The organism is Thermogemmatispora argillosa (assembly GCF_059696725.1).
The window spans coordinates 3188284-3201437 of record NZ_AP019377.1; the positions used below are offsets into that span (position 1 = coordinate 3188284).

The window sequence follows — 13154 nt, forward strand, 5'->3', positions numbered from 1 at the left end:
GCCAACTAGCCGCGGTGCTGCACACCGGCGGCCTCACCTGCTCCGTTGCCTGCTTGGGCGCTCACCAGCAGGCTCCCCCTGAGACGATTGCAAGTGCTCATCTATAGTTGTACATTTTGGCAAGCATCTTTTTCAAGATCTGGGCAAACAATTTCAGACAGATTTCCCATTTTCGATCTAATATCTTGTGTAATCGGTCCCATAAAAAGGCTTGCAACCTTCATGAGAACGCTCCTCATTTTTACAGCCTGCTTGCTATCAAGCAGGCGATAATTTTGCTTTCGGTTATCTATAAATAATGTAATTTCTGTGGAATTGCCGGGCTTTGGTATAGCAAAAGAGGATTGGTAAGATATAAGAGGAAATAGAGAAACTGAAGCTTGATGATAATCAACTTGCAGAGATAGATCAGCTCTTGCTGTTCAGCCGGCCTACACTCGCCATGTGCCTGGCTGGCAGAGCAAGTCTAACTGCTCCACCAGCCAGCCTCCTTCGAGATGTGCGGCAGCGCCTACCATCCTTGTGGGGAAGATTATTCACTTCCGAGCAGAGAAGACCCTACCTGGAATACCGCCCCTACTACGGCGATAATGCCAGAACCACAAACCGCCGACCAAGAGCAGCAGCGCGGCGGTCTCTAGGATCACCGGCAAGGTACCCGGAGGCAGGGCAGGTATCCAGCCTGGCAACTGAGCAAGCTGAGTCTGAGTCAACTGCCGCACTGGAGTACCGAAAGGAACCCCCTGCATCAATCCCGGCTGAGGAGTAACCTGCAAATCGTAGGTGACCTGCGGGGCCGGCGCAGATAAACTCAGGTAGGTAAGCCAACTGTGTGGCCAGACCCAACCCATATTGCGATCGCTCACCAGATCATGATACAGGCTCTCATTCACCGGCTCCTGAAGGAGCACACGCAGACCCGGAGCGCCGGGCACCTCTTTCCCCTCTGGGGACAGCCCCAGATGATAGGCCCAATCGCTGGTATAGAGCGGCTGATCAGTCAACAGGAACAGATCGGCATTCACCGTATCGGTCCCAATCGCCAGCACCTCCAGTGGCACCCAGAGCCGTGGTAAGCGCATCGTAATCAGCAGCGGCGTCCCGTCCCCTTGCGTCAGACCGCGCTGGCGAACCTGGGAGGCATCAAACTGCACCGCCATAAAAAAAGGACTGGCCTGTCCATAGACCAGCAGATGGGCCCGTGTCTCCTCATCGAGGAGAAAACCACGCTGGGTAGCCCAGTCAAGGACAGCCGCCCCGCTCCCCTTAACCACGGTAATATTGAGCGCCGCGATCTGCTCTTCTTGCACTATTTGTATGTTAGTTGGACTAGATTGCACTGCCTCTGGCTCGGCCTGTCCGTGTACAAATAGGTGCTGCTGCACCTCCAGGCCCAGGCGCTGCAATGTCCAGGCGCCTCCTTCCTGAATGCTCAGCGGAGCCGTTGGCAGTGGCACAATCCAACCCAGGCGGGTGGCATCTCCCTGATACGCAAAGCTAGTGAGATAATACTCAATGCCATTATGCCAGGCGACCAGCGTGGTAGCCCGCTGCAGGCGCACGCTGCCATTGGGGGCCACCAGTCCCCCACAAGCCAGAGCCGGCTGAGCCTGCAGCACAGTGAGCAGCAGCAGCAGCCCGACAGCGAGCGGCCACCTCCAGAGGCGAGACAGACGAAACAGAGACATAGGCGGGGCACCTCCTTCGCGCATAGTATGATCAGCAATCATCCGAAGCGAAAGACGGCGCCCGCGCCCGAAAAGTTCCACCTCTGGCCGGGAGCGCTCGCTATGCGCCTGGGCCAGCTATTTACCGCTGTGTCCCAGGACGTAAATATTGATGAAAAAGTACAGAGTCATAGCCACGCCGACCAACGTCACAAAAAGGCGGACCCAGCGCTGATCAATTTTGCGTGCGTAGTAGGCGCCGCCATAGCCGCCAATAATGGCCCCTACCACCATCAGCAGCGCCTGGGGCCAGAAGACTGCTCCTGCCAACGTGAAAGTAATCACTGCCACCCCATTAATCAAGCCAGCCAGCACAGTCTTGAGGCTATTCATCTCATGAATATTCTCCATGCCCATCATACCCAGCGTCGCCAACATCAAGATACCGATGCCGCCCCCAAAATAGCCCCCGTAAGTGGCAATAAGGAGCTGAAAAAAAGAAACCGTGACCAGCTTCAAAGGAGAAAGCTTCTCCATGCTCATGGCCAGCGTACTCGTCGTCGTAGGAGCTGGCATCCCGGACGAAAGAGTCGCCTCCTGAGACTGAGCCCCATCAGCGGTCACTGCTGAGGTCACCGAGAGAGCCGCCATGCGCCGCTTGCGCAAGAGGGCCGTCAGCCGAGGACTGGCGGCGAAAAGCACAGTGGCGATCAGGAGCAGAGGAGGAATCAACAAAGTAAAAGTCTGCTGCGGCGTGCGTAGCAGGAGCAGCGCGCCCAGCACTCCACCGATAAGGCTCGTACCGCCTAGCACCAGCATCAAAACCCGTGGCTGGCGTGCCAGCTCTTCGCGGTAGGCGCCAGCGCTGGCCACGACGCCGGGCCAGAGCGCCACTGTATTGGTCGCGTTAGCATTGATGGAAGGTACGCCAGTGAAGATCAGAGCCGGGAAGCCGATAAAGCTTCCCCCGCCCGCAACTGAGTTCAACATGCCGCCGAGCACCGCGGCCAGAAAGAGCAAGAAGGCCTGTGCAAGGGTCATAGACGTATTCCAACTTTCCTTTGTGAGGTTGATCCTGCCTTAATCATAGCAGCAACAAAGCTGGAAAAGGAGCGATCCCGATTCTAAGCGAAAGCCCCTCTGTCTGGAACCATTGTGGAGAGGAGCGACAGGAGTCAGGACCCACTGCTGATGAGGGCAGACGGAACAACGGCCAGGGCCTAGTGGCCTGACTCAGCGAGACGGGCCTGTGCTCCTCGTCGCTCCTCCTTGCCGCGCACAAGCGAGGTCCCTACACCGACAGCGGCGATCAGAGCGCAGACCAGCAAAGCACTCTGGAAGGCATGACTGAAGGTCTGCTCAAGTGCAGCGGCCTGCGCGGCGGACAGAGCGCCGTGAGAGCGCAGCATCACGAGCTGCAGGCCTGCATTGGCTCCCCCGAGACTGGTGAAGACCGCGCCAGCGAGCGCCACGCTAATGCTCTGTCCCATTGTGCGCCCCGTGGCCAGAAAGCCCGAAGCACTGCCCTGTTGCTCGGGGGGAGCATCGCCCATCAGAGCGCTGCTGTTGGGCGACTGAAAGATCGCCTGCCCCATACCAGTGACCACCAGGCGCCAAATGATATCCCAGATCGAGCTGTGGGCATTAAGCTGGCCTAACAAAATCAACCCCAGACAGGAAATCGCCAAACCGCTGGCCGCTAGCCAGCGCGAGCCAATACGGTCCGCCAGGCTCCCGCTGAGCGGCGCTACGCAGGCGAGCGTGATGGGCAGCGGCGTGAGCAAGAGACCTGCCACCTCGGTCGGAAAGCCATGCAATTGCTCCAGGTAGAACGGCATCAGAAAGCTGACCGCGAAAAGCGACATAAAGCATAGAATCAGGCTGACGTTGGCTGAAAGGAAGACACGCCGCCGCAGCAGTGAAAAATCAATGACGGGATAAGTAACGCGCTGCTCGATAAAGTAGAGCGCGACGAGCGCGGCCAGCCCAGCCAGCAGGCTGCCGAGAACCAGAGGAGAAAGCCAGCCCAGCTCCTGACCGAAAGAGAGGGCGAGCGTAATGCCGGCCAAACCCAGGCCCAGCGTCAGCGCGCCCAATGGATCAAAGCGCCCTTGACGCTGAGCGTGGCGCTCCTTCAGTAGGAACCAGGTTGCGAGGAGGCCAATGATGCCGACCGGGACATTCACGTAGAAGATCCAGCGCCATGATAGATAGGTGGTAATGAGGCCGCCTACGGTCGGGCCGACACTGACGCCAAGAGCGACGTTGATAGCGTTGAGGCCCAAGGCGCGCCCGCGCTCAGAAGGCGGAAAAGCACTGGTTAACATGGCTGGCGAGATGGCCATCATGAGCGCGCCCCCAAGGCCCTGGAAGCCGCGGGCCATAACGAGAAAGAGCAGCGAAGGCGCCGCGCCACAGATCGCCGAACCCAGCGTGAAAATGATTAGCCCCAGCAGCCAGACAGGCTTTTGGCCTACCATGTCGGCCAACCGCCCGGCTGTCAGCAGCATAGAAGCCGTGGCCACCAGGTAGGCAATGGTGACCCATTCAACTGCTCCGTTGAGTGGCACTCGAAAATAACTGGCAATGGCCGGCAGACTGATATTCACAATGGAGCCATCAAGGGTGGCCATGAAAACGCCAATGGCCAAAATAACAAAGACAAGCCATTTGTTCGTCTCGATGACTGTCGCCTTCTCGCTGCCGCGCTGCCGGCTCGGGGCCGCTGCCGGCGTCGGGCGTGGCTCCACAATGGGGAGCGCGATGGTCTGCCCGGTCTGCCTCTCTCGCCTCTCGCAGTGACCGTTGCTCTCAACCCTCTCACAAGGCTGACCTATCTGCGCTTCTTGAGATCGATGTAGTTCTGACAATCGGGGATCTTGATACTGCATTATCCTTCCTGTTCCACTCACTCCCAATATATACAGGGGTTGAAATCTATGTATCTTCTATGAATAGAAGCAGGTGCTATCCCTGTCTATTTATCTGTGATAGGTGATGGATAGCCTGCGAAAAGAGCATCTGTGGTACGGCACTCGCATCCACAGAAGATAGCTCTGTGCTGTTCCTTACACTGTAGGGCGCTGTGGTAGCGAGACACTCTCTTCATTTTCTATCTAGATAGAACAACTTTGACAGAAGTGGCATTCCTCATAACGACATATCGCCACAGCTGAAGGCTGAAAACTGTCCTTTTGGACAGGTTGTCATAGTGGCCCTCTTCTGACCCGCAGCTCCTTGCCGCGTTCGGGGTGACACGCCTCGAGGCCCGGCTTTCGCTGGGGCTGCGAACGTGCTATCATACATCGCGATACTAAGAGCGATGAAAAGCTGGGCTTTCTGCTCTGGCTATGTACAGCGGTGCAGAATTACAAGGTGCTCTCATTCTCTTGTAGAGCTATAAATACACTAAAAAGAAGAGGAATGGGTTATTGAGCGATGGAGAACAATCAACAGGATTTTCAGAGGCAAAAATCAGGTGAAGAAGAGCTGCAGGAGAAAGAAGGCGTCTCCTATCGGATCAGCGATTACGACTACGAGCTGCCGCAGGAGCTGATCGCGCAGCAGCCCGTCGAGCCGCGCGACGCCTCCCGTCTGCTCGTGGTGCATCGGGCGACGGGGGCCTTAGAGCACCGCCACTTTCGCGATATCGGCGACTATTTGCGGGAGGGCGATCTCCTGATCGCTAACCAGAGCCGCGTTATTCCCGCGCGCCTACTTGGCAAGCGCGAAGGCACAGGCGGCGCAGTCGAGGTCTTGCTCCTGGCCCAGCGGGCTGATCTTGGCGCGGACACCTGGGAAGCCCTGGTTCGCCCTGGGCGGCGTCTACGCGAGGGGGCGCGCATCCTCTTTGGCGAGGATCAGGCGGCAGGCCTACCGCCGCGTCTGCAGGGCGAGATTCTGGGGCGCACCGAAGCGGGCGGACGTTTCGTTCGCTTTACGCTGACGCCCCAATATCTGGCCCTCCTGGCCCAGACCAAAGCTGAGCCGCCGGCAGTGGCCCAGGTTATCGAGGAGATCGGGCGCATGCCCCTGCCTCCCTATATTCGTGAGCCGTTGGCCAATCCTGAGCGTTATCAGACGGTCTATGCGCGCATCGCTGGCTCGGCGGCAGCCCCCACCGCTGGCCTCCACTTTACACCGGAGCTGCTTGATCGTTTACGCGCCCAGGGGGTGCGCATTGGCTTTGTGACCCTCCATGTTGGCCTGGATACCTTCCGTCCAGTCGACGTAGAAGATGTGCGCGATCACAAGATGCATAGCGAGGAAATCGATATCGATGAGGCCACAGCGGAGCTGGTCAACGAGACGCGGCGTGCGGGCAAGCGTGTCGTGGCTGTGGGCACCACCTCGGTGCGCGTGCTAGAGAGCGTGGCCAATCTTTTCAATGGCCAGGTGCGCGCCTATCATGGCCACACCAACCTCTTTATTACCCCTGGCTATCGCTTCAAGGTAGTGGATGCTCTGATCACCAATTTCCACCTGCCGCGCTCGACGCTGATCCTCCTGGTCAGTGCCTTTGCGGGCAAGGCTCTGATAGAGAAGGCGTATCAAGAGGCCATCCGCCAGCGTTACCGCTTCTACAGCTTTGGCGATGCTATGCTGCTGCTGTAGATCCGGGCTGGGCCTTTGACTCGTGTCCCCCTCTTTCAGGCTTCAAGCAGGGCGCTGGCATAGTGAGCATAGAAGGCGGGATGAGCCCAGCGCAGTGGAGAGAGCAAGGGCAGGGGCAGCCCACGGACGAGCGCTTCGCGCAAGGCCTGATGGGCGTCGGCCTCGCGCCCTGCTGCGGCCCAGATCACGGCCTGCCAGAAGGGGGTGTCCCAATGCTCATCGAGGCCTGCAGCAGCCTGGGCACGGAGGAGGGCCGCTTGAGCCGCCTCCTGCTCGCCCCGTATCCAGGCGCTGACCGCCTGGCAGAGCAGGGTCACATGCTGCTCTGGGGCGCTGCGTGCCAGGGCTTCCAGGCGCTCAGCCGTGCCAGCCCCTGGGCGTTCTTCGCAGAGAGCTATCCAGCAGGCCAGCCAGCCATGATCAATGTGCGTCGGATTGAGCGTGATGGCGCGCTGGCAGTCCTGGCGCGCCCGCCTGAGATCTTGCACATAGAGGTAGGCTAGAGCGCGGTAGTGATAGGCACAGGCGAAGTTGGGACGAACCTCCAGCACGCTATTCAGGTCAGCGATGGCCTGGCGAGGCTGGCGCAGGGAGAGATAGAGTAAGGCGCGCTGGAAGATAAGCGAGGCCTCCTGCGGATGGTACTCCAGAGCACGACAGTAATCGTGCAACGCTGCATGAGGATCTTTAAGCCGCTGATAGAGAGCAGCCCGCTCCGGGTAGATAGTGGCGGCCAGCCGCGGTTCAAGTTCCAGGGCCTGGGTATAGCTCGTCAGCGCCTGGTGATAGGCGGCCAGACGTGCGCAGACGCGTCCACGCAGATAATGGGCCTCGGCCAGCGTAGGCTGAAGGCGGAGCGCTTGCTCGCAGTCGCTTAGGGCTTGCTGGTACTGGCCAGCCTGATAGCAGGCTTCCCCACGACGCAAGTAGAGGCCAGCCTCATCATCTGCGAGGGCGAGCGCGCGATTGTAAAGCTCAATGGCTCGTTGGGGCTGGCCACGATGGAGGTAGATGGTCGCCCGGCGCGCCAGGGCTGCCGCCTCTGCCCTGCGCGCCTCCCTCTCCTGGTCCAGGTTCTTGGAATAAAGCAGCAGGTCAGGTCCCTCTCCCTGAATGAAAGGCGCAATATGTAGAAAGCGATAGACAAAGTGATAGACGGGTATAATGCTGGCGAACGTTGTAAATATGCTCAAGGCCGTAAACATGCTGGTTGGGTTCATGCGGGCCGCTCCCGATCAGCATTGGCTCTCTGTTGTCTTTTCATATATTATTGTAGGCAACAGAGCAACAGAGGATAGGGGAGAGGAACGCTGATGTAAGGATCAACGTTCATGGAGAGAGCGCGCGAAAGGGAGCCAGGGCCTGCAGAACATCCTCAACCGAGAAGGGCTTTGGCATCAACCCATCGGCCTGCAGGGAGGAGGCGTCGGCCAGGCGATCCATAGCCGACATCAGAATAATGCGGTGGCGGCGGCGCAGCTCCGGCTGAGCGGCCAGTTGCTGGCAAAGCGTACTGCCATCCATGACCGGCATCAGCAGGTCGAGAAAGACCACATAGCGCCCCTCGCCCTGTAATAGCTGCAGGGCCTCCTGCCCATTGCGGGCTGTGCGCAGGCGGTAGCCTTCAAATTCAAGGATATCGATCATCATCTCACGGATGAGCGGATCGTCGTCAACAATCAACACATCAGGCAGACTCTTCATGATTGCTGGCCGGTTCTTCCTCCTCCTCCTGCTCGCGGGCTTCGGGTGGTGGACTGGTGCGCGGCAGATAAAAGCTAAAGATCGAGCCTTCGCCGGGTACGCTGCGCTCCAGCCAGAGCTTGCCACCCATTGCCTCGATAAAGCGGCGGCAGATATAGAGACCCAGACCGGAGCCGCGCACAGGCGTGGTCAGGGTTCGTGAGGCGCGGACGAACTTCTCAAAGATCTTATGCTGCTCTTCGGGCAAGATACCCTCACCCTGATCGCAGACGCTCACCACGGCCACGGGCAGATCGGCCCCCTTCTCGATCAAAGCCTCGTGATCAACCTGCTCCTCGGGGAGGGGCACCTCGCCAAGCGTCATCTCCCGGACCCGAATCTCGATGCGGCTATCCGGCGGCGAGTATTTGGCGGCGTTGTCGAGCAAGTTCGTCAGGACCTGACGCAACAATTGCGGATCGCAGTAGAGCCAGATGCCCTCGGGGACATTGACCTCGATCTCCTGCTCAATATTGATGCTCAAAATACTGACCGCCATCTGCACGGCGGTGCGCAATTCGACGGGGCTGGGATGTAGCTCCAGCTTGCGGCCCAGGGCATCCATATTGGCGGCCTCGGTCATGTTGGCCACCAGAGCGCTCAGCTGCTGGGCCGAGGCGGCGATCTTACTGGCGAAGCGCAGAATCTGCTGCGGTGTGGCGCGCGCGCTCTGGCGCTTAAGCAGGGAGGCATAGCCGCTGATAGCACTCAGTGGCGTGCGCAGCTCGTGGGAGGCGGTGACGATGAACTCATCCTTGAGCGTGTTCATGCGTTGCAGCTCGGCATTGGCCTCCTGAATCTGCTCGAAGAGCTGCGCATTGCGGATGGCACTGGCGGCCTGACTGCAGATGGCCAGCAGCATGCCGATTTCCTCCGGCTGAAAGACACGGTCCTGCCGCGGCGTATGCAGGGCCAGCATGCCCATTAGCTCGGTCTGATACTGGACCGGGATCATGATCATGCGTTGAATCTGGGTCTCGCGCAGAAAGATGGCTCCTCCCTCGCTGGCCGTCTGCGCCAGCTCCTCAGCCAGGGCGGCATCAAGATAGAAAAAGGCGCCCTCGCTCGCCATGCGCTCTAACAGCGACCCCTTGAAAGGCAGGCGAATCATCTCGATCAGCTCGCGCTCCTTTTCGCTGTCGGCGTGCATGAAGGAGAGGGCTTCATTGCTGGCCCCTTTATTGCTTCGGGCATAGATGGCCTGGGCGACCAGCTCCTCTTTGTCTGCTGAGAGCTGGAAGAAGACGCTAACCTCCGCTTCAACCAGGTTGGCAACGGCGCGGACAAAGTTGTCGAGCATCTCGCGCACGTTGAGCACGAGGCTGATGGACTGCAGGGCACTATTCATGGCCGCCAGCGATTCTTCGCGCTGCCGGGCCTTGCGTAGCAGACGCCGCGAGCGCTCGTACAGTCGGGCGTTCTCGATCCCCACAGTGATGATCTGGACCATCGTCTCCAGCACCTGAATATCTTCGTGCCGGTAGGCGTTAGGCCGCTGGCTGGCCAGGCTAACCGAGCCGATGACACGGTTAAACATTTTCATCGGCAGCAGGAGGAACGACTCAGCCTGGCGCTGGTCTCCCCAGACTCCTTGCAGCAGCTCGTCGTATTCATGCTGGCGCAGATGAGCCGGGCTAAGCAGCAGGGTGCGTTTCTCCTCTTGAGTGACGCGCCACCACTGGCGACGTGTACGCGGCTCGACTGACTCGGTAGGCAGTCCCTCAACCGGCTTGCCATCCCGGACGGCGTAGACGTCGTAGATCATGCGTGTATCGCGATCATAGAGGGTGACCAGCATGGCCGAGACATCGACGATGCGCCGTGTGAACTGATAGACTTGCTCCAGCAAATAGGCCAGGTTAACGGTCGACGGAAAGATGGCGCTGAGCTGCTGCAGAGATTGCAGGTGCTCGCTGGTGCGACGCTGGATCTGGCGCAGACGATGGTTCTCAAGATAGAGGGCCATGCGCTCTGTGAAAGCATGGACCTCCTGGCGCTGCTTGAGGTCGAAACCCGGCGCTGGCATCAGCTTGTAAAGCACCACGACCCCTAATACTTGCGGCTGAGAAGCCACCCGCTGGCCGCTCTCTTCATGGGCAAGCAGCGGCTCCTGAATGGGAGCGGCAAAGTACCAGTGGGGCCTGATGTCAAGGGTGAGCGCCATCTTGCGCTGCCCGTGAAAGGCATAGATGTAGCTCTCATGCTCCATAATGCAGGAGCGGTTCTCGCGCCACACATAACCGATGAGATCCTGGCCTGGCGCGTAGCGGCTGCCCACCGGGAAGAGGCTGCCTGGCTGGGGTGGTACATCTTCCAGCTCATCTTGAGGTGCGGGGGTACGTTTCAGACGCCCAATGGCCGAAGAAGAAGGGTCTTGCAGATTGATGGTTGTTCGCCTGCCGACGCGATGGACACCCTCCACGCCGCTCTGACCTGCGCTCAGGCTCAGACTGGGCTGTCCCCCTGCGCCACCATTGCGCAGACGCACATGGAGCCTGATCACCATCTGTCCTAGCAGGGCATCGTAGAGCGCCAGGCATGCCCCTTGAGCCGCGAAATGCACCATCATCTGGTGAAGCAGCTGCTTCAGGGTTGCTAGCGGATAAGCCTCGTTGCCTTCTGGCTCCGGCTCCCCCCAGATTGCTGTCGGCATGGGTCTGTTCTCCTGTCTTCCGTTGCAAAGGCGCATAGGCGGCACGAACGTGCAGGCCGACGAACCACCCGCCCGCTGGCCGCCGCTGGTAGCGTCTGCTATGCTCGCGCTCGTCCTGTCGCGAGACAGGATATCACAAGCTGTGCGCGTTGTCACCAGGCTGGGGCCTTTCTGCTGAGGGAGCCAGGCCGAACCGAACTACTGCGCACAAAGCCGGGCTGGGACTGAGACAGTGGCCCGAGCCCGGCCAGGATCAAGCTCTTCCCGTTCCGCGCCTGGAGCTAGATGCTGCTGGCAACTGCCGCCTGATGGCGCAGGCTCCAGGCGGCCAGCAGGAAGAATAGCAAGGTGGTGCCGGCGGTAACCGCCAGATCGGTCGTCAAGGTCGAGATGCTGATCTGGCTGCTCAGGGCCTGGTAGATGCCTTCTGCCAGGTAGTAGAATGGGACGGCCTTGACGATGATCATGAACGATTGCCCCTCGGCCAGTTGTCCGAGAGGGCCAACGAAGAGCGAAGGCACGCTGAAAAAGAAGGTCAGGATACCCCCCATTGCTCCCGAGGCTGAGGTAGTCTGAAACAGACAGCCAATCAGGAGGCCGAGAGTATTGCTCAGGCAGGCGCCGATGAAGAGAAAGAGCAGTAACCAGGGCAGGTCACCGGTGAAGCCCTGCATGATGAGAAAAACGACGGCCAGAAGCAGTATCTGGTAGGCCAGACTGACCAGTAGCTTGGCGGCAATGATGTCGCCAAAGGAAACTGGCGAGGCCAACAACATCCGCAGGGTCTTCTTTTCTTTCTCTTCGATGATAAGGCCAGGTACGATGTTGGCAGAGTTCATGATGGTCATGACGAGCACATACATGACGAAAAAGGCCCGGCTGTCCTGGCCAAAGGCGCTCGGCTGAGGCGGGTTAATAGTGCTGGTGACTACGGTCAGCGGCGGCTCGGGATTGACCACCTGGCGCCCGTAGTCGGTCAGGGCCTGGGTGAGTAGGGCGCGCTGGGTCGCTCCGACGCTCTCTCCGTTGAGAAAAAGCTGTACTTGCGGATGGCGGCCCGCGCGCAGGTCGCTCTCAAAGGTGGCGGGCACGATCAGGCCGAGGGCGTAGGGCGACTGCTTGTGGGTCCCATCGGGACCAAAGGCCGCCTCTACTTCGGCGGGGCTCGCGGCGTAGCTGATGGCCGGCGAGGAGAAGGCGGCGCTGACGATGCGCTCAACCGGTGAGTGACCCGGGTTGTAGATGAGCAGACGCGTTGGTGTGCCACTGATGAGACTGTTGAGGAAACTGAAAAGCACAGCCATGATGATGGGAATAAGCAGTCCAACAAGCATGGCTTTGTTCTGCACTATGTCGATGATGTCTTTACGGGCAATGGCGAGCATGCCTCGCAGATGCATGATGCTAACCCTTTCTGATGTCTGGCTGTCGGCTATTTCTGCTGCTACGATGATCTGGCCCACGGCGTGCGCTGTATGAGGGAGGCTTTACGTTAGTGGCACGCCGGCAACGCGAAAGAAGACCTCTTCAAGGCTGGCCTCTTGTGTATGCAAAGCGCGAACTCTCCCTTCGCTCAGCCAACGTGCCAGCCGCTGCTGATCATTGGCATCGTCGAGTTTGAGAACGAGATCGCACAGACGCGGGCTGTGGTCCTGGGACTCTTCCAGCGTGACCTGCAGTAGGCGCTTGCCGTGCTGGAGCTTGAGATGGCGCGGGGTGTCGTTGGCGATCAGGCGCCCGTTGACGATAAAGGCAACGCGCTGACAGAGCTGGTCGGCCTCTTCCATCAGATGGGTGGTGAGCACAATTGTGGTGCCTTCCTCGCTCAGGCGCCGGATGACCTGGCGCACGGTATGCGCTGAGATGGGGTCGAGGCCCCGGCCAGGCTCGTCAAGGAAGAGCACAGCGGGCTTATGAATCAGGGCACGCGCGATGAGCAGACGCTGCTTAAGGCCCTGAGAAAGCTTGCCTACCGGCTCGCGAGCGCGGTCGCGCAGCTCAACTAAGGTCAGCACTTCGTCGATGCGCTTCTCGGGCAGGCCGTAGAGCCAGCACGAGAAGCGAAGATTAGCGCGGGCGGTGAGCCGCTCGTAGAGGTTCTGCTCCTCGAAGACGACGCCGATGCGCTGCTTCAGGCGCAAATGCTCACGGGCTATATCGCAGCCGGCCACGCGTGCCCAGCCGCTATCGGGAGTGATTTGACCGCTGAGCAGACGAATGGTGGTGGTTTTGCCGGCCCCGTTGGGACCGAGCAGGCCAAAGATTTCGCCACGCCGAACGCTGAAGCTGAGATCGGCAACAGCCAGACGCTGACCGAAGGCCCGCCGGAGTTGTTGGGCTTCAATCATCAGCTCCGGCTCAGAGATGGTCTCCACTTGTAGATCTCCTTTCTTGTCTTGTCTTTCTTTGGCTTTCAGGGCAAGGCTGGAGGAAGGAAAGGATCTGGCCAGGCGTCTCCGCGCTTAACCTGGCAACGC

General features: G+C 59.4%; 9 protein-coding genes. 1 reads left to right on the forward strand and 8 read right to left on the reverse strand.

The window, feature by feature from the left end; translation table 11 throughout:
• Positions 1-536: 536 nt before the first annotated feature.
• The 3 genes from AC6H1L_RS12410 to AC6H1L_RS12420 all read right to left on the reverse strand — a co-directional run bounded on the left by AC6H1L_RS12410 (position 537) and on the right by AC6H1L_RS12420 (position 4417).
• A complete protein-coding gene (locus AC6H1L_RS12410) occupies positions 537-1688 on the reverse strand; it encodes a DUF2330 domain-containing protein (RefSeq protein WP_497597809.1) in 1152 nt (383 codons plus the stop codon).
• Positions 1689-1805: 117 nt separating this feature from the next.
• On the reverse strand, positions 1806-2708 hold the full coding sequence (locus tag AC6H1L_RS12415) for a sulfite exporter TauE/SafE family protein (RefSeq protein WP_497597810.1): 903 nt from the start codon (positions 2706-2708) through the stop codon (positions 1806-1808).
• Between the two features lie 179 nt (positions 2709-2887).
• Positions 2888-4417, reverse strand: a complete 1530-nt coding sequence (locus AC6H1L_RS12420; protein WP_497597811.1) for an MFS transporter — start codon at positions 4415-4417, stop codon at positions 2888-2890.
• 688 nt (positions 4418-5105) lie between these two features.
• On the opposite strand from AC6H1L_RS12420, the gene queA reads away from it, so the two are divergent.
• Positions 5106-6281 carry a tRNA preQ1(34) S-adenosylmethionine ribosyltransferase-isomerase QueA gene (gene queA / locus AC6H1L_RS12425; protein WP_497597812.1) on the forward strand — a complete coding sequence of 392 codons (1176 nt, stop codon included), beginning with the start codon at positions 5106-5108 and terminating at the stop codon, positions 6279-6281.
• A gap of 35 nt (positions 6282-6316) precedes the next feature.
• On the opposite strand, the gene AC6H1L_RS12430 is transcribed toward queA, so the two are convergent.
• From AC6H1L_RS12430 to AC6H1L_RS12450, 5 genes are all read right to left on the reverse strand, one after another.
• Complete coding sequence (locus AC6H1L_RS12430) at positions 6317-7501, reverse strand: tetratricopeptide repeat protein (RefSeq protein ID WP_497597813.1); 1185 nt, start codon at positions 7499-7501, stop codon at positions 6317-6319.
• A gap of 109 nt (positions 7502-7610) precedes the next feature.
• On the reverse strand, positions 7611-7985 hold the full coding sequence (locus AC6H1L_RS12435) for a response regulator (RefSeq protein WP_497597814.1): 375 nt from the start codon (positions 7983-7985) through the stop codon (positions 7611-7613).
• On the reverse strand, positions 7969-10677 hold the full coding sequence (locus tag AC6H1L_RS12440) for a sensor histidine kinase (protein ID WP_497597815.1): 2709 nt from the start codon (positions 10675-10677) through the stop codon (positions 7969-7971). The genes AC6H1L_RS12435 and AC6H1L_RS12440 overlap by 17 nt, the downstream gene beginning before the upstream one ends.
• A 281-nt stretch (positions 10678-10958) precedes the next feature.
• Complete coding sequence (locus AC6H1L_RS12445) at positions 10959-12077, reverse strand: ABC transporter permease (protein WP_497597816.1); 1119 nt, start codon at positions 12075-12077, stop codon at positions 10959-10961.
• 87 nt (positions 12078-12164) lie between these two features.
• Positions 12165-13052: an ABC transporter ATP-binding protein gene (locus tag AC6H1L_RS12450; protein WP_497597817.1), complete on the reverse strand. Its 888-nt coding sequence runs from the start codon at positions 13050-13052 to the stop codon at positions 12165-12167.
• Between the last annotated feature and the right edge of the window lie 102 nt (positions 13053-13154).